12 protein-coding genes, 1 other RNA gene and 1 pseudogene are annotated in these 17,153 nt (G+C 64.3%); 7 read left to right on the forward strand and 7 right to left on the reverse strand.

Going from position 1 to position 17,153, the window contains the following annotated elements; genetic code table 11:
- Nucleotides 1-303: 303 nt before the first annotated feature.
- Nucleotides 304-1,485: an efflux RND transporter periplasmic adaptor subunit gene (locus JVX98_RS08955; protein WP_205238358.1), complete on the forward strand. Its 1,182-nt coding sequence runs from the start codon at nt 304-306 to the stop codon at nt 1,483-1,485.
- Complete coding sequence (locus tag JVX98_RS08960) at nt 1,482-4,655, forward strand: efflux RND transporter permease subunit (protein ID WP_371826539.1); 3,174 nt, start codon at nt 1,482-1,484, stop codon at nt 4,653-4,655. Before JVX98_RS08955 ends, JVX98_RS08960 begins: the two co-directional genes overlap by 4 nt.
- Here the strand turns inward: JVX98_RS08960 and JVX98_RS08965 are convergent.
- Nucleotides 4,652-5,107, reverse strand: coding sequence for a DUF1772 domain-containing protein (locus JVX98_RS08965; protein ID WP_205238359.1), 456 nt, complete (start codon nt 5,105-5,107; stop codon nt 4,652-4,654). The two genes, JVX98_RS08960 and JVX98_RS08965, sit on opposite strands and share 4 nt — an antisense overlap.
- 191 nt (nt 5,108-5,298) lie before the next feature.
- Nucleotides 5,299-5,475: a hypothetical protein gene (locus JVX98_RS08970; protein ID WP_162770665.1), complete on the reverse strand. Its 177-nt coding sequence runs from the start codon at nt 5,473-5,475 to the stop codon at nt 5,299-5,301.
- 399 nt (nt 5,476-5,874) lie between these two features.
- Here JVX98_RS08970 and JVX98_RS08975 point away from each other — a divergent pair, with 399 nt between their 5' ends.
- From JVX98_RS08975 to JVX98_RS08985, 3 genes are all read left to right on the forward strand, one after another.
- Nucleotides 5,875-7,281, forward strand: coding sequence for an FAD-binding oxidoreductase (locus JVX98_RS08975; protein ID WP_205238360.1), 1,407 nt, complete (start codon nt 5,875-5,877; stop codon nt 7,279-7,281).
- Between the two features lie 267 nt (nt 7,282-7,548).
- Nucleotides 7,549-11,265 (forward strand): AsmA-like C-terminal region-containing protein, encoded by a 3,717-nt coding sequence (locus JVX98_RS08980; RefSeq protein ID WP_371826557.1) that lies wholly within the window; start codon nt 7,549-7,551, stop codon nt 11,263-11,265.
- Nucleotides 11,266-11,727: 462 nt separating this feature from the next.
- Nucleotides 11,728-13,062, forward strand: a complete 1,335-nt coding sequence (locus JVX98_RS08985) for a TadE/TadG family type IV pilus assembly protein (protein WP_205238362.1) — start codon at nt 11,728-11,730, stop codon at nt 13,060-13,062.
- A 138-nt stretch (nt 13,063-13,200) separates the two neighbouring features.
- Here JVX98_RS08985 and JVX98_RS08990 read toward each other — a convergent pair.
- From JVX98_RS08990 to ssrA, 5 genes and pseudogenes are all read right to left on the reverse strand, one after another.
- Nucleotides 13,201-13,967: pseudogene (locus JVX98_RS08990) on the reverse strand (hypothetical protein).
- Between the two features lie 224 nt (nt 13,968-14,191).
- Nucleotides 14,192-14,455, reverse strand: coding sequence for a ribbon-helix-helix domain-containing protein (locus JVX98_RS08995; RefSeq protein WP_205238363.1), 264 nt, complete (start codon nt 14,453-14,455; stop codon nt 14,192-14,194).
- Nucleotides 14,456-14,543: 88 nt separating this feature from the next.
- Entirely contained in the window at nt 14,544-14,756 is a 213-nt protein-coding gene (locus tag JVX98_RS09000) for a DUF4169 family protein (protein WP_205238364.1), read from the reverse strand.
- 18 nt (nt 14,757-14,774) lie between these two features.
- On the reverse strand, nt 14,775-15,287 hold the full coding sequence (locus JVX98_RS09005; protein WP_043621479.1) for an SspB family protein: 513 nt from the start codon (nt 15,285-15,287) through the stop codon (nt 14,775-14,777).
- A gap of 157 nt (nt 15,288-15,444) precedes the next feature.
- Nucleotides 15,445-15,803, reverse strand: a transfer-messenger RNA (tmRNA) gene (gene ssrA, locus JVX98_RS09010).
- 146 nt (nt 15,804-15,949) lie between these two features.
- On the opposite strand from ssrA, the gene JVX98_RS09015 reads away from it, so the two are divergent.
- Both JVX98_RS09015 and JVX98_RS09020 read left to right on the forward strand, forming a co-directional pair.
- Nucleotides 15,950-16,258, forward strand: coding sequence for a DUF2853 family protein (locus JVX98_RS09015; protein WP_043621481.1), 309 nt, complete (start codon nt 15,950-15,952; stop codon nt 16,256-16,258).
- Between the two features lie 99 nt (nt 16,259-16,357).
- Entirely contained in the window at nt 16,358-17,152 is a 795-nt protein-coding gene (locus tag JVX98_RS09020; protein WP_192446703.1) for a thymidylate synthase, read from the forward strand.
- Nucleotide 17,153: the final 1 nt, after the last annotated feature.

The raw sequence follows: 17,153 nt of genomic DNA on the forward strand, positions 1-17,153 counted from the left end.
CCCAAGAGGCCTGAAGACAGGCGCAAAGCCGGCCGAAAGACGCTGCCGGCGGTTGCAGGATAGCGCAGTGTCGGCGGCTGTAAATGGTAATTGTCTATTGAATTTCTGGACAAAGCTGCGAAGCGTCGAACGAAGCGTCGGTGCGTCATCATCCCGCCAACAAATTCGCTTTTATTACAATTGCGTAATGATGGTATTCTGTCATTGCCCCGACACGCGTGAACAGGGATACTCCGGGCAATCGGAACGAACCGCCGGCCGCGCCGCGCTGGGGCGTGTTTTTTGCTTAATTCGGAGACTTGAATGCGGGTTTGGAAACAGCTTGCGGTGAGCGCCGCTGTGCTTCTCGTGGGCGCAGGCGTCTGGGTGCGGTTTGTGCCCGGCGCCGGTGAAACGCTGGCGGCGATCGGTGTTTCGCACCCGCTGATCGATGCCTTGTCCAAGCCCGGCGCCGAAGGCGGCGCGGGCGGCGAACGCGGCAACGGCCGCGGGCAGGCTGGCAACAATGCCATCCTCGTCATGGTCCGCCCCTCGGGCACGTCCGTCGTCAACGACCGGCTGAACGCGATCGGCAACGGCGAGGCGATCCATTCCGTCACCGTGACGCCGACGGCAACCGGCAACCTCACCGAAATCCTCGTGCGTTCCGGCGAGAAAGTGGCGCAAGGCCAGGTGATCGCCAGGCTCGACAGCGACGACCAGAAGATCGCCGCCGACCAGGCGCGGCTGACACGCGACAGCGCCCGCGAAAAGGTCGAGCGCTACCGCAACCTCAGCACGGCGCGGGCGGTGTCGGCGGTGGATGTGCGCGACGCCGAGATCGCCATGCAGACCGCCGAACTGGCGCTGAAGACCGCCGAGCTCGACCTCAAGCGCCGCGACATCGTCGCCCCCTCCAAGGGCGTTGTCGGCATCATCACCGTCAATGTCGGCGACTACGTCACGACGACGACGCCGATTGCCGTCGTCGACGACCGCTCGGAAATTCTCGTCGATTTCTGGGTGCCGGAGCGTTTCGCCAACAAGATCAGCGTCGACCAGCCGGTCACCGCCTTTGCGATTGCCGAGCCGGCAAACAAGCTCGACGGCGCGATCCACGCGATCGACAACCGCCTCGACCAGGCGAGCCGGACGCTGCGCGTGCGCGCACGGCTCGAAAACCCTGACGACAAGCTGCGCGCGGGCATGTCCTTCTCCGTGACCGTCGCGTTTGACGGCGACACCTATCCGACCGTCGATCCGCTGGCGATCCAGTGGAGCTCGGAGGGTTCCTATATCTGGCGCGTCTCGGGCGACAAGAGCGAGAAGGTGCCGGTCAAGATCATCCAGCGCAACCCGGACAAGGTGCTCGTCGACGCTGCCCTCAAGGAAGGCGACGAGATCGTCACCGAGGGCGTGCAGCGCCTGCGCGACGGCGGCGCCGTGCGCATTGCCGGCCGCGAGAATAAGCAGGAACCGCAGAAGGTTGCGGAGGAAACCAAGTGAGCGGCGGCGACAGTCAGTCGAGCGGCCACGGCGGCGGTCACGGGGGAGGCGGCGACAAGGCGTCGGCCCGCGAGCGCGGCAAGACCGGCTTCACCGCACTCTTCATCCGCCGGCCGATATTTGCGCTGGTCGTCAACACGCTGATCGTCGTTGCCGGCCTTGCGGCCTGGAACGGCATCGAAATCCGCGAACTGCCTCAGGTCGACCAGCCGGTGATCTCGGTAACGACGACGCTCGATGGTGCAGCACCCGAAACGATGGACCGCGAGGTGACCTCGGTGGTCGAGGGCGCCGTTTCGCGCGTGCAGGGCATCCGCGACATTTCCTCGACCTCGTCCTTCGGTCGCAGCCGCGTGACGCTGCAGTTCTCCGACACGACCGATATCGGCCAGGCCTCCAACGACATCCGCGATGCGCTCGGCCGGGTGCGCAACCAGCTGCCCGACAATGTCGACGAGCCGAGCATCGTCAAGGCCGATGCCGACAGCCAGCCGATCATGCGCCTCGCGCTCACCTCCGACACCATGTCGATGGAAGACATGACGCTGCTCGTCGAAAACGAGATCAGCGACCGGCTCGCTGCCGTCGAAGGCGTGGCCGACGTCGCGGTCTATGGCGACCAGGAGAAGATCTTCCGCATCGACCTCGACCAGGCGAAGCTCGCCGGGCGCGGGGTGACGGTCGCAAACCTCAGGACAGCGCTCGCCAATGCCTCCTATGACGTTCCCGCCGGCAAGCTGACCAGCGCCAGCCAGGACATCTCGGTGCGCGCCACGGCCGACCTGCAGACGCCAGAGCAGTTCGAAAACCTGATCCTCGTCAACAATGTGCGGCTGCGCGACGTTGCCACCGTGACGCTCGGGCCCGACACCGGCACGACAGCGCTGCGCTCCAATGGTCGCCAGGGCATCGGCCTTGGCATCGTGCGCCAGGCGCAGTCCAATACCGTCGATATCTCCGAGGGCGTGCGCAAGGTCGTCGAGACGATCCAGACGCAGATCCTGCCCGAGGGCACCCAGCTCCGCATTACCAGCGACGATGCGGTCTTCATCAACGGCGCCATTCACGAGGTGGAAATCGCGCTGATCGTCGCCGTCTTCATCGTGACGCTCGTGATCTACATGTTCCTGCTTGACTGGCGGGCGACGCTGATCCCGACGATCTCGATGCCGATCGCGCTGATCGGCACGGTGGCGGCGATCTATCTCGCCGGCTTCTCGATCAACATTCTGACGCTGCTCGCCATCGTGCTTGCGACCGGTCTCGTGGTCGACGATGCGATCGTGGTGCTTGAAAACATCGTGCGCCGTCGCGCCGAGGGCTTGGGCCCACGGGCCGCCGCCGTGCACGGCACGCTCGAAGTGTTCTTTGCGGTGCTGGCGACGACCGCGACGCTTGCCGCCGTCTTCGTGCCGCTGTCGTTCCTTCCGGGCCAGACCGGAGGCCTCTTCCGGGAGTTCGGCTTCGTGCTTGCGTTTGCGATCCTGCTCTCTTCCTTCGTGTCGCTGACGCTTTGCCCGATGCTCGCCTCGCGCATGCTGACGAAGGATACGCATACGGTGCCGGGGCCGATGGCGCGGTTCGGTGCGCGGGCGGCCGGGTTCTACCGGGTGACGCTGCGCGCCTGCCTCAACGCGCCGCTGATCGTCTTCGTCATCGCGGGCTTCTTCACCGCCATGGGGGCTGCCGGCTTCCTGACGCTGAAATCGGAGCTGACCCCGACCGAAGACCGCTCGCAGATCATGATGCGCATCAACGCGCCGCAGGGCGTTTCGCTCGAATATGCCCAGGCCCAGATGCGCCGCATCGAGGACGGCCTGCAGCCGCTGGTCAAATCCGGCGAGATCGACAACATCTTCTCGATCTCCGGGCAGGGTGGTTCGGTCAACAGCGGCTTCATGGTGCTGACGCTCGCTCCCTGGGACAAGCGCGACCGAACGCAACAGGATATTGTCGCTGACATCAACAAGGTGACCGGGCGGATCCCCTCGGTTCGCGTCTTTGCCATGCAGCCGAACAGTCTCGGCATTCGCGGCGCCGGTAGCGGCCTGCAGGTGGCGCTGGTCGGCAACGACTACAACAAGCTCGGCGATGCGGCGGCGAAGCTGGTGCGCCAGATGGAAGACACTGGGCGCTTCGAAAACGTCCGCCTCAACTATGAAGCCAACCAGGCGCAGCTTTCGATCACCATCGACCGCGAGCGCGCATCCGACATGGGCGTCGATATTGGCGGCCTCGCCTGGGCGCTGCAGGCCATGCTCGACGGCAACAGCGTTGTCGATGTCTATGTCGACGGCGAATCCTATCCGGTGAAGCTGCTCTCCTCGACCAATCCGGTCAACGACCCGACCGACCTGCAGAACATCTTCCTCAAGGCCGGCGACGGCAAGATCGTGCCGATGTCGACGATCGCCAGCGTCGAGGAGATGGCGGTGGCGCCGCAGCTGTCGCGGGAATCGCAGCTTCGCGCCGTGTCGCTTTCGGCGGGTCTCAAGTCCGACTTGGCACTTGGCGAGGCACTGACCATGGTCGAGCAGATGGCGGAACCCTTGCTGCCGCCGGGCTCCCGCATCATGCCGCTTGCCGAAGCCGCAACGCTCAACGAAAACGCCAATGGCCTGTTCGTCACCTTCGGCTTTGCGCTCGTCATCATCTTCCTGGTGCTGGCGGCCCAGTTCGAAAGCTTCGTCAGCGGCCTGATCATCATGTCGACGGTGCCGCTGGGCCTTGCCTGTGCGGTGTTTGCGATGATCATGACCGGCAACACGCTGAACATCTACAGCCAGATCGGCCTTGTGATGCTCGTCGGCATCATGGCGAAGAACGGCATCCTGATCGTCGAATTCGCCAACCAGCTGCGCGACCGCGGCCAGGACGTGCGCTCGGCGATCGAGAATGCCGCCAACATCCGCCTGCGCCCCGTGATGATGACGATGATCGCCACCATCGTCGGCGCGGTGCCGCTGGTGCTTGCCAGCGGCGCGGGCGCCGAGGCGCGTATCGCGCTTGGCTGGGTGCTCGTCGGCGGCCTTGGCCTGGCGGTGATCGTCACGCTCTACCTGACGCCGGTCGCCTATCTCGTCATTGCCCGCTTTACCAAGCCGCATGCGGACGAGGAGCGCAAGCTGCACGAGGAGATGGACGCAGCGGCCGCCATGGAAGTGCGCTAACCGAAACGGCCGTCAGCGGGGCGGCTTACAATTCGAGCCAGGCGGCAACGAGAAAGATCGCTGCCGCCAAGCGCGCTGCGCCCGGCGTGGAGCCTGCCCCAATATTTGAGCAGCTCGCGACTGTCGTTGCCGGCGTCTTCGGGCCGGACTGCCTCCAGCTGGCGGTTGACCGGCAGGACGAAGAGCAGCGTATAGGGCCAGTTCAGGATGATGATCGCGGCGCCCAGTCCCCAAAGGACATGGCCGGTCTGCCCCCAGGCGCCGGCGCCGAGCAGGCCCGAGATGAGCGCGAGCGTCGCCTGCATCTCGAAGCCGCGGCGATAGGACGGCACCCACTGCACGAGTGCGGCGCGATCGTCGAGATGCAGCCGTGCCGGCTGTTCGGCCCAGGTGATGTAGATGGCGGCGCCGAAGAAGACCGACGCGGTGAGCAAAGCGGTGAGACCCAGCATTTGCCTCTCCTTCCTTCACGCCGATATCATAGCGCAAGGCCGGGCAAACGGCAGGTGTTTTCCGCCGTTTCGCTCTCATACGTAGCAGTAGCGGAGTTCGGTCGGTCTGAGGCGTTCCTTTTGCCAACGGCAAATCTGGTGCGACGCGGCTTGCTCGTTTGCAAGGCCCTCTGTCTACCGGCCCGCCCGCGCTACGTGCCGTCACGCCGCACGGCCAGCGCCGTCGCGCAGAGCACGACCTCCACCTCTTCTTCGAGTTCGAGGCAGATCTGCCGGTATTCGTCAGCGAGATCCGGGCGGCCGCCGCCCAACACGAGTGCGTCCCGCATGTTGACCGCAAGTTCGTAGCTGCAGAACAGCTCAATCATGCAATCTGACGATGCCGACGCGATGCTGCCCCTCAAGTGCGGCAACCGCATCATCAGTCGCTTTCTGCCGATCTCTCCAAGCACGTCACACGTCCTTCCGCTCGGCCTTCATACGCAAGGACTTCCCGAACGGATCACCGCGCGGCGCGGTGTGGAAATGACATTTCGGCAAACGGAGACATATCGTGTCGGCTTTTCAGCGTTGGTGTTTTCCACGCTGTCATACAGTCTTGTGACACTCCGGTCTCACGTCAGGCGTTTTCCTGCGCTACTGTGAGCGGGAAGTGGGCGAGCGTCTGGACAAAGTGATTCCGATTTGCACAGTAGCGCCTTGAAATGACTGCGCTTCCCGAAGATCGAAAAGGCAGCGCGGCGAATGCAAGAGGAAGGGCGTTTTCCGTGGCATTGAAGGCGATCAGGGCTGGCGCGAGAAACGAGGCGGGGATTGCGGCGGCGAAGGCGGAGCTTTCCGCCCGCTTCGGCGACCGGTTCCAGACGGGCGAGGCGATCCGCGCCCAGCACGCCCACACGACGACCTATATTCCGGCGCAGCTTCCCGATGGCGTGGCGTTTGCCGAAAGCGCCGGTGACGTGCGTGAGATCGTCCAGATCGCCGCCCGTCACAAGGTGCCGCTGATCCCGTTCGGCACCGGCTCCTCGCTCGAAGGTCATATCAACGCGCCCCATGGCGGCATCTCGGTCGATCTCTCGCGCATGAACAAGGTGCTCGAGGTCAATGCCGAGGATCTCGACTGCCGCGTCGAGCCGGGCATCACGCGTGAGGAGCTCAACACCTACCTGCGCGACACCGGCCTGTTCTTCCCGATCGATCCCGGCGCCAACGCCTCGATCGGCGGCATGGCCTCGACGCGGGCGTCCGGCACCAATGCGGTGCGCTACGGCACCATGAAGGACAATGTGCTGGCGCTGACGGTGGTGACCGCTGACGGACGTGAAGTCCGCACCGCGCACCGGGCGCGCAAGTCCTCGGCCGGCTACGACCTGACGCGGCTCTTCGTTGGCGCCGAAGGCACGCTCGGCATCATCACCTCGATCACGCTCAGGCTTCAGGGCATTCCGGAGGTGATTTCCGGCGGCGTCTGCCCGTTCCCGACGATCGAAGACGCCTGCAATGCGGTGATCCTGACGATCCAGTCGGGCATTCCGGTGGCGCGCATCGAACTGCTCGATGCGCTGCAGATGAAGGCGTGCAACGGCTATTCCGGCCTTTCCTACCAGGAGACGCCGACGCTGTTCGTCGAGTTCCACGGCAGCCCCGAAAGCGTCGAACTGCAGGCGCGCCAGTTTGGCGAGATCGCCTCGGAATTCGGCGCCAGCGACTTCCTCTGGACCACCAATCCGGAGGAGCGGGCGCGGCTCTGGAAGGCCAGGCACAATGCCTACTGGGCGCAAAAGAGCCTGATCCCGGGTGCGGCGATCCTGTCGACCGATGTTTGCGTGCCGATCTCGCGGCTGGCGGAATGCGTGGCGGCAACGCAGGAGGACAGCGCCGCCCACGGGCTGACCGCGCCGATCGTCGGCCATGCCGGCGACGGAAACTTCCATGTCGGCCTGCTGTTCGACGACAAGGATGCCGCCGACGTGGCGCGGGCCGAGGCGTTCGTCGAGCGCCTGAACGCTCGCGCCTTGGCGATGGACGGGACCTGCACCGGCGAGCATGGCATCGGCCAGGGCAAGATGCCGTTCCTCGAGGCGGAACTTGGCGATGCGCTCGACCTCATGCGGCAGGTCAAGCGCTCGCTCGATCCGGACAACATCTTCAATCCCGGCAAGATTTTCGCCTGAGGCGGAGAAGGAATGTGACCGTCGGGCGTTGCGCTTTTTTGGGGCGATGCGCCGGGGCGAAAGTGTGATACTGCATAGTTCCGATGTCGGCATGGACGCGCGGCGATTTATGCGGCAAATCAAGATGCTACAGTGCCGGACACGGCGCTGTCGGCGGGCGCCAGGTCCTGGCGCTCCAATCGATGCGCGGCGCGCCATGCGCCGCTGAACTGATATGGGAATATAGGCACGGTGCTTTCGCGAATTCTGCTTGCCGTCGGTGGACTTGTGGTCGTTGCGCTCTTTGCGGCGCTGATCGCTCCGTGGTTCATTGACTGGACGGATTTCCGCAAGGAGTTCGAGCGTGAGGCAAGCCGCATCATGGGCAAGCCCGTCGTCGTGCATGGAAGCGTCGATGCGCGGCTGATCCCGTTCCCGACCGTGACGCTCAACGACGTTCGCGTCGGCGCTGCCGAGGATGGCGACCCACTGATCCAGGTGGCGCAGTTCTCGATGAGCGCAGAGCTTGCGCCGTTCCTGAGCGGCGAAGCCTTGATCTTCGACATGAAGCTTGACCGCCCGAAAGCCAAGGTGCGCCTGCTGCCGGACGGTACGCTCGATTGGGCGAGGGGCCGGCGGGCCTCGATCCCGGCCAAGACCGTCGTGCTCGAAAATGTCGAGATCACCAATGGCCAGATCGAATTCGTCGACGAACAGACCGGCCGCACCCGCCGCGTGAGCGGACTTGCCGCAGACATTTCGGCCCGCACGCTGGCCGGGCCCTGGAAGGTCGAGGGGCGCGCCGCGCTCGATGGCGAAGCCGGCAGTTTTTCGCTGACCAGCAACGAGGTGGACGAGGCGGGTACGCTCAGCCTGAAGGCGCGCGTGACACCCGACAAGCGCCCCTTCGGCGTCGAGACCGACGGCTCGCTGCGTATCGTCGATTTCAGGCCTGTCTATAGTGGCCGCTTCACGCTGACGGAGAACCGGCCGCAGGGCGAGACGAAGGATGCGGACGGACGGGCGCCGCTGCGTATCAACGGCAACTTCCAGCTGACCAACGAGAGTATCCGCGTTCCGGAATACCGCTTCGAAATCGGCCCGTCGGACGATCCCTATGTGGTCACCGGCGAGGCGACGCTCGATACCGGCAAGGACCAGAAATTCCTGCTGATCGCCGACGGCCAGCAGATCGACGTCAGCCGCATCGGCCCGAGCCGCAACAACAAGACCGGCCGCGACCCGGCGATTTCGATGCGCCAGCGGCTCGAAGCCATGCTGGCGATCGCCGCCGACATTCCCATCCCGCAGGTGCCCGGCCGCGCCAGCCTGAAGCTGCCGGCGATCGTCGTCGGCGATACAACCGTGCGCGACGTGCGCATCGACGTACAGCCCGATGGCGCCGGCTGGGTAATCGACAATGTCGTGGCGCTACTGCCGGGGCGCACGCAGCTCGAAGCCAAGGGGCGGCTGAACCTCAAGGGGCAGCGCAGTTTCCGCGGCGACCTCTTGCTTGCCTCCAACCAGCCTTCCGGTCTTGCCAACTGGCTGGCGGGCTCCGTCGACCCGGCGATCCGCAAGCTGAGGACCGCCGGCTTTTCGGCCAAGGTGAACCTGACCGATACATTGCAGCAGTTCGAGAACCTCGAAGTGGCGGCCGACGAGGCGAGCCTCAAGGGTCGGCTCGAGCGGCAGTCCTTCGCCGACCAGCAACCGAACCTCTCGCTGCAGCTGAAGGGCAACCGCATCGACTTCGAAGCGCTGCAGGCGCTGACCGGGCTGGTGGCGGGCGACGCTTCCACCGACACGCTGCTGCAGCATGCGATTGCCGCCGATCTTTCCGCCGACGAGTTTTCCGCCTTCGGCGAGGAGGCGCACGACGTGCAGGCGGTGCTGACGCTGAAGAACGGCCAGCTCCAGGCCGAGCGCGTGGCGATCGGCTCGCTTGCCGGCGCGCAGCTCGCCTTTTCCGGCCGGGCCAGCGGCGACCTCGACAAGCCCGTGGTTTCGGCCAAGATGAAGCTTGCGGCCAAGAACCTGACGCCGTTCCTGGAAATGATCGGCCGCCACGCGGTCAATCATCCGGCGCTGAGGCAGCTGATCAAGGCCGGTCCCTATTACAGCGACACGGCGTTCGACGTGACGCTGACGGCTGGCAACAAGGAGGGCAATGCGCCGGCGACCTTCGGCATCTTCGGGACCGCCAACGGCACCAAGATCGCCGCCAGCTACCAGGCGCCTGACATGGCGCAGGCGCTGACCGGCAAGGCGATGCTTTTGGAAGCGACGCTCGAAAACCCAGAGACGCGGCTGCTGCTCGGCCAGACGGGTTTCGATCCCTTGCCGTTTGATGCGGATGCCAACGGCATTCTCTCGGTCAAGCTGCAAAGCACCGACGGACCAACTGCGAACGGCACGGTGACCTTTACCACCGAGAAGACGTCGCTTGCCGCCAAGGGCAGCGTCGATCTTTCCCGCGATCATTTCCTTGAAGGTCAGGCGAAGGTGACGCTGCAGACCGAGGACCTGGAGCCCTATCTTCTGCTCCAGGGCGTGGCCGTGCCGCAGATGGGCAGCGGCCTGCCGCTCACCGTCTCTGCCGATATCGCGACGACGCCCGAAACCATCGCGCTCACCACCGTCGAGGGCAAGGCCGACCATAACGGCTTTAGCGGCAATCTGACGATCGACCGCAAGACGCCCGGCGCGGCCAGCGGACAGCTGACGCTCGACACGCTCGATCTTGCCTGGCTCGGCGAGGGCATCCTCGGCCCGATCGAGGATACGAACGGGGCCTTCTCGAAGGGCGCCCTGGCGCAGCCGGCCTGGACCGGCCTCAATGTCGCGCTCGACGTGCAGGCGGGCAAATTCTGGCCGGGCGTCTATGGCGCGGTCACGAGCTTTGCCGGCAAGTTGGAATGGAAGGGCGACGAGGTCGCGCTCACCGATGCGGCCGGCGACTGGCTGGGCGGCAAGCTCGCCGGACGGGTGCAGATCGGCAATGCCAACGGCTCTGGCTTCCTGCGCTCGCGCCTGGACGTCAAGGGCGGCGACCTTGCGCAGGCGGGCTGGGCCCATGCGGGCACGCCGGTCGCGACCGGGACCTTCGATCTTTCCGTGGCGCTTGAGGCTTCGGGCGCGACGCCCGAAGCGATGGCCCATTCGGCAAGCGGCTCGGGTACGGCAACTTTCAACGGCATGACGCTTGCCGGCATCAACAGCGCAGCGCTGCCGCAGCTGATCGCAGCCGCCGATGCGCTGAAGACGCAGATCTCGGCGGACGCAATCAAGGGTGCCGCGGAGGCGACCATCTTCTCTGGCCAGTCGCTGGTCGGCGTCGTCAAGGCGCCCTTCAGCATCGCCGGCGGGGTGCTGCGGGCGCAGAACGTGACGGCCGGCGACGGCAACGCGGCGATGACCGGCGAGGCTTCGCTGGACCTTGCGGCGGGCCGTATCGACGCCGGCATCGACCTGACCTTCCGGCCCGGCGACGAGGCGCTTGCCGGCGCCGAACCGCGCGTGCGCATCGGCTATGCCGGCCTGATGGAAGATCCGGGCGTCGATCTCAACGTCGCCGATCTTGCGAACTTCCTGTCGCTGCGCGCTTTCGAGCGCGAGCGCCGGCGGGTCGAGATCCTGCAGGCGAACGTGCTGGAGAAACAGCGCCTGCGACGCGAACTTGCGCTTTACAAGGCGCGGGCGGAGGCAAGGGAACTGGAGCGCAAACGCGCTGTTGCCGAGGAACGCCGGCGGGCTGCCGGCGCTGCCGAGGCCGCCCGCCTCAAGGCGGAAGCAGATGCGCGGGCAGAGGCCGAACGCAAGGCCGAAGCGGAGCGGCAGGCGGAAGCCGCGCGCCGGGCAGCAGAGGCAGCGCGCAGCGCCGTCCAGGGCCAGCCGATGCCACAGACGGGGCCGAATCCCCAGACCCAACCGGACGGAGCCACGGGCACCCCTCCCGGACAGAAGCTCAACTTCGACGTCCTGCCCGACGTCACGGTGCAGTAGCAGGCGATTGCGCGGAGCACGACGGTCCCGTGCTTTCGGGGCCGGAGATGTGCCGCCGCTTCCGCAGGCGGCCGTGATCCCATCCTTGGCTGGCGGCCCCTGAAGCCTGTCGCAATCCTAGCCTCGCTCTCTGCGCTTTCGGTCTTTGAAGCTTCGCATGCCGTTATCGCAAACGGCTGCGCACCGTTGTGCGACATGCTTCTGCTTCAGATTTCGAAGGTGGGTTCATCGAACCGCCGTTCGTCCGGCGCATCGTGGCGCGCGAATGGATCGACAGAGTTTTAACGAATTCTGAAGCACATCCTCCACTATTGATCGCTAAATTAGCAAATTGCGTTGATTGGGGTAGGGGGGTGCGGCTTGCGGGCCGCGTCGTTAATCGGCGCGTGGGAAGGATGACGTCGATCGCTCCGGATTGACCTGAGCGGCGCGTCGCCGTCTGCTGAGGGGCCACGATCAGAGATGCGCTACAATTTGAGGAAGAGAGCCGCCCGCATCCTTGCGGACGAGAAGGGTAACTTTACGGTTCTGACCGCGCTGATAGCGGTGCCGTTGCTGAGCGCCGCGTCGATCGCCATCAACCTGGCGCGGATCAACCTCGAGGCCGCCAAGATGCAGACGGCGCTCGATGCCGCTGCCTTTTCGGCGGTCAAATCCTACGGCGAGGGTGAGACCGAGGCCAGTGCCAGGGATCTCGCCAACAACGTTTTCTTCGCGAATTTCGGCCAGGCGGAGGCCGTTGACCAGATCGGCGCGGAGAGCGGGGTGTCGGTGACGGCTGCGCCGGTACAGATCGCCTTCGGCGCCGCCGGCGTCGAGACCACGGCGACGGCGGCCTATGCGCTTAAATACAATCCGCTGTTCTTCGGGCTGCAGCCCTATACGATCGACCGGGAAAGCGTTGCCGCGCGCATGCCGGGGCGGGAGGCCTGCATCCTGGCGCTGCACCCGACGGCGAGCCGGGCCTTCGAGGTCAGCGGCGGCGCGAGCGTCGACACGTCCGGCTGCACGATCACGTCGAACTCGACCGATGCGCAGTCGATCTATCTCAGCGGCTCGGCAACGCTCAAGGCCGAGTGCCTCTATGCCGCCGGCAAGGTGTCGGCGACGCTCGCCAATCTTCAGCTTGCCTGCGGCAAGGCGGTCGAGGAGGTGGCGCCTATCCCCGACCCCTTCCGCTCGAAGAAGATGCCGACCACGGGAGGCTGGGTGAGCCTTGCCGGCTGCGGCCAGAATTTCGTCGGCGGCGGTGGCGGCAACGGCGACTGCAACGGCACCGGCAGGACACCGAACAACGCGCCCGACACCTACCGCGTCGAGCTGAAGCCTGGCACCTATGGCGATCTCGAAATCAAGGGCAAGGTTCTTCTGAGACCCGGCAACTACATCATCGACGGCGGAAGCCTGAAGTTCACCAGCCAGTCCGTGGTGACCGCCGAAGGGGTAACCTTCTTCCTCCTGAACGGCGCCCAGCTCGACATTCACGGCGGGGCGACTTTCCAGGTCAGCGCGCCGACGACCGGCGACTGGGCCGGCTTCTCGATCGTCGCCGGGCGCAACAACACGGCCAGCGCCACCATCAACGGCAACAGCGCCTCGTCGCTCGCCGGCATCATCTACATGCCGGCATCGCGAGAGATCCAGTATGCCGGCAACGGATCGACCGGCGGTGAATGCGTGCGCATTGTCGCCCAGGAAATCACCATGATCGGCAACAGCAGCTTCAAGCTGGATTGCAAGGCGGTGCTGGCCAACACCACGATCAACAATCCCGGTGCGATCCGGCTGGTGCGGTGAGCGCCGGCATGGCCGTTGCTGGAGGCCCGCTCTCGCTGAGCGCGTTGTCCGAGCACCGGAGCGGGCGTGTGTAACATTCCGTAAAAAGAACCCGGCTGCGGGACAGCCGGGTGTTCTCCGTCGCGACAGGCTCCGGCTTTAGAAGCGGATCGACAGGCCGAGGATCGGGCCCTGCTGCACGATGTCGTAGATGAAGCCGCCGTGGTCGTAGTCGACGCCCAGGGCACGGTAGCCGGCAATTGCCGAGATCGTATCGTTGAGCGGTAGCCAAGTCCGAGCGCCACGTCCCAGTCGATGTCGGCGCCACCGCCCCCGACTAGGGCCGGTCAGGTAGATTTCCGGCGTGAAGAAGTAGTTGCCGCGCACGCCCACCATGCCGTCGACCCTCGTCACGGCTAACCCCGTCGAGCGGCCCGCCGCGGAACGATATCGTCGTGTCGACCGACCAGATCTTGGCGCCGCCGACGATGTCGAGATGCGATTGCTGGTCCTCGAACACCGTGTAGCCGACGCCGATGAGGGCGGCGAAGGTTTCCGACTGTACGTCCACCGTGTCGGTAAAGATGCCGCGCACCTTACCGTCGCCCGACTGCTTGGTGTAGGCGATGTCGGTGAGCCGAAGCGGTCCTTGCGCGCCTCGGCAGTGGCCGAGGCCGCGAAGTCGAGATGGCTCAGATGTCGCTGAAGCTGGAATCGATGTGAACGGTCGGGAGGCCGAGCTGCGCAGTGTCGCCGGAAAGTCCTGCCATCCAGAAGTGGGGGGCGATGGTGAATTGCCAGCCGCTTTCGGTTTCTTCCACCGGCGCCGCAGGGGCCATCAATGTCGTGATGTCGGCAGCATTGGCCGAAAGGAGCGGCGCCAGGCTCAGGCAGGCCGCAAGGCCCAGTCGCGCAGAGATACTCATAAAACGCCTCCCGCTTGTGCCACTCCCGCAAGTACGCTGCGAGGGTTCCGTGCGAAAACGGCGTGCTTTCAAAGCTATACGCGACGACGGCAGACGCTGCCATGACCGCCCTTGCCATCTTTATGTAAGCGATATCGAAATCAACGGAAATCGGTTGCTGGCGGTCGGCTCGGCGGGCGAAACCGTTTCAGCTGTTGCGCCACACTGTGGCGCTCACCGCTCGGTCAAAGCGGCATGGTCCGGGCCCGTCGCCGGGCTATCGCGCGTCGGGCGCGGGGGGTAATCGATTTCAGCCATTCGAGCACATAGACGCGCAGTGCCGAGGAGAGGTTGCTGTCGGGCGTACGTTGGTCGTCGATCTCGGCGATCAGCTGGGCAAGCGGCATCGCCCGCTTTGCGGCAATCGTCTTCAGTTCCTGCCAGAAGGCGTCTTCGAGGGAGAAGCTGGTGCGGTGGCCGTGGAGCGTCGCGGAATGCTTACGGATCATCGCCCGGCCTTAGAGATTGATTCAAGGGATTGGCATATCGAGTCCGGACATCGCCGCAAGTCCTTGCTCCGGAATCGCTTTTGCAGGCTCAGTCCTTGCCGGCGTCGCCTTCGTCTGCGGCAGGGCGCTCGATGCGGCCCTGGTCAAGGCGGGTTTCCGCCTTGTCGTTCAGCGCCTTCGTCAGGGATTTTTCGGCCTTGGTACGGCCGAAGGAGATGCGGTTCTGCTCGGCCTGCTTTTCCTTTTCCGTGCGCTCGCGGCGCTTGCGGAACTGGCGCAGATTGATGACGTCGCCGGTCATGAGCCGCGGCTCCTCGGATCAGTTCTTCTTGCGGAAGGAATCGAGCGAAACGACGGAGCCTCCGCCGTTCTTCGGCTCGGTGGGCTTGTCGTCCTTGGCCGAGGTCTCGGCATTTTCTTCCGGAACGGGGTAGGCGGTGATCTCCGCCGATTCCTGTTCTTCCTCCTCGCCGGCCGCCACGTCGAACTCCAGTTCGAAATTGACCGACGGGTCGTAGAAGCCGCGGATGGCGTTGAACGGGATGACCAGACGTTCCGGCGTGTCGGAGAAGGAGAGGCCGATCTCGAAGCCGACGTCCGTGACCTTCAGCTCCCAGAACTGATGCTGGACGACGATGGTCATCTGTTCGGGATACTTTGCTTTCAGGTGCTGCGAGATGCGCACGCCCGGCGCGCCGGTCAGAAAGGTGATGAAGAAGTGATGCTCTCCCGGCAAATGACCGGTCGTGGCAACTTCCGTCAGGACCTTGCGGATGACGCTACGCAGTGCGTCCTGTGCCAGAATGTCGTAGCGGATGTGGTCCTGGCCCATGAGCGTCCCGTCTTTCCTCGAACTCAATCTACTGTCTGCTGCCGGCCCGCAGTCTGCTACAGGCACTGACGTCAAGCCGTCGGCTTTTTCATTGCCCATCTGAAGCAGACGAGTCAATTATTCAAGCATCTATAGACCATTTCGAAGCGGGGGAGAAGGTGAAGGCTTCTGTTGCCAGGTGCCTTCGGACCCCGCCTTACGGTGCTACCCGGAAGGACTTGATTTGAAGTGTCGCACCGCGATTAAGCAGCGAGACGTGCTTCAGCATAGTTGTCGTTTGCAACTATAAGTTTAGCCCGATAACGGTGGTACAATGCCGAGCAAAAAGTCGATCTTTACGCCCTTGTCGATCCTATTTCGCCCCCATCAAAAGCCGATCGGTCGTGATCGGTTTTTGGTGGAGGCGCCGGGTACCGCCCCCGGGTCCAATGGGTTTATTTCATCGCCCGTTTATTGCCATAGCCGCCCGAAGACGGCAGAGTTCATATAGGTCTTTCCGGGCCCCAAGAAAAGGGGGATGTGTCGGATATATGACTTTCTCCCGGACTGGCTCGCGGCAAACTGCCTTGACTTGACCGGCATCCGTGAAAAACTCCCGCTGCTGCCACGCGGCCGGCATTCTCCGGCTGCAATTTCGAAAAGCAAAGCAAGCTGGAGGCCTCATGACGGACTACCTCGCAGATGTGCAGAAATACGACAGCGGCGCCGACGAAGCGATCGTCAACAAGATCGTGCGCCACCTTGGCATTGCGCTTCGCAACCGGGATTCGTCGCTCGTTTCGGCCTCGGATCCGAAGGAGCTCGAGCGGGTCAGGGAGAAATGGTGCGAAAAGAAGCTCGGCATCAGCGGCGCCGATGCGGACAGTGCGATCGACGCCACCGTCAAGGCGATGTCGGCGGACCGGTCGAAATCGCGCGTCACCTTCTATTATCTGGTGGCCAAGAACCTCGGCAAGCTGCAGACCTTGTAGCGCCTCGCCGAATTATCCGGGATAATCGTCCTGTGGTCATTGGTTCGCCGCCGGCTTCGTCCTAAATTTAGGGAAAATACGAATCGGCGGCGCCAGACCATGCAGCAATATCTCGACCTTCTCGACCATGTGATGACCAACGGATCCGACCGGGGCGACCGGACCGGAACGGGCACGCGCTCGGTCTTCGGCCACCAGATGCGCTTCGACCTTTCCGAAGGCTTCCCGGTGCTGACGACCAAGAAGCTGCACCTGCGCTCGATCATCCATGAACTGCTGTGGTTCCTGAAGGGCGATACCAATATCCGCTACCTCAAGGAAAACGGCGTGACCATCTGGGATGAATGGGCCGACGAGAACGGCGACCTCGGCCCGGTCTACGGCTACCAGTGGCGCTCCTGGCCGGCGCCGGACGGACGCCACATCGACCAGATTGCCGGCCTTGTCGAAAGCCTGAAGACCAACCCGAATTCGCGCCGCCACATCGTCTCGGCCTGGAACCCGGCACTGGTCGACGAGATGGCGCTGCCGCCCTGCCATTGCCTGTTCCAGTTTTACGTCTCCGACGGCAAACTCTCCTGCCAGCTCTACCAGCGCTCGGCCGACATCTTTCTCGGCGTGCCTTTCAATATCGCCTCCTATGCGCTTTTGACGATGATGGTGGCGCAGGTGACGGGCCTGAAGCCGGGCGATTTCGTGCACACGCTCGGCGACGCACACATTTACCACAACCATTTCGAACAGGCCCGGCTGCAGCTCACCCGCACGCCGAAGGCGCTGCCGCGGATGGAAATCAATCCAGGCGTGAAAGATCTCTTTTCCTTCCGTTTCGAAGACTTTACGCTCGTCGGCTACGAAGCCGATTCATCGATCAAGGCGCCGATCGCCGTCTGAC

It is taken from the genome of Ensifer sp. PDNC004 (assembly GCF_016919405.1).
Classification (GTDB): Bacteria; Pseudomonadota; Alphaproteobacteria; order Rhizobiales; family Rhizobiaceae; genus Ensifer.

What these genes read in the sequence shown, in the direction of transcription:
- JVX98_RS08955 (WP_205238358.1), top strand. Translation starts at nt 304, where the DNA reads ATGCGGGTTTGGAAACAGCTTGCGGTGAGCGCCGCTGTGCTTCTCGTG.
- JVX98_RS08965 (WP_205238359.1), bottom strand. Translation starts at nt 5,107, where the DNA reads ATGCTGGGTCTCACCGCTTTGCTCACCGCGTCGGTCTTCTTCGGCGCC.
- JVX98_RS08970 (WP_162770665.1), bottom strand. Translation starts at nt 5,475, where the DNA reads ATGATTGAGCTGTTCTGCAGCTACGAACTTGCGGTCAACATGCGGGAC.
- JVX98_RS08985 (WP_205238362.1), top strand. Translation starts at nt 11,728, where the DNA reads ATGCGCTACAATTTGAGGAAGAGAGCCGCCCGCATCCTTGCGGACGAG.
- JVX98_RS08995 (WP_205238363.1), bottom strand. Translation starts at nt 14,455, where the DNA reads ATGATCCGTAAGCATTCCGCGACGCTCCACGGCCACCGCACCAGCTTC.
- JVX98_RS09000 (WP_205238364.1), bottom strand. Translation starts at nt 14,756, where the DNA reads ATGACCGGCGACGTCATCAATCTGCGCCAGTTCCGCAAGCGCCGCGAG.
- JVX98_RS09005 (WP_043621479.1), bottom strand. Translation starts at nt 15,287, where the DNA reads ATGGGCCAGGACCACATCCGCTACGACATTCTGGCACAGGACGCACTG.
- JVX98_RS09015 (WP_043621481.1), top strand. Translation starts at nt 15,950, where the DNA reads ATGACGGACTACCTCGCAGATGTGCAGAAATACGACAGCGGCGCCGAC.
- JVX98_RS09020 (WP_192446703.1), top strand. Translation starts at nt 16,358, where the DNA reads ATGCAGCAATATCTCGACCTTCTCGACCATGTGATGACCAACGGATCC.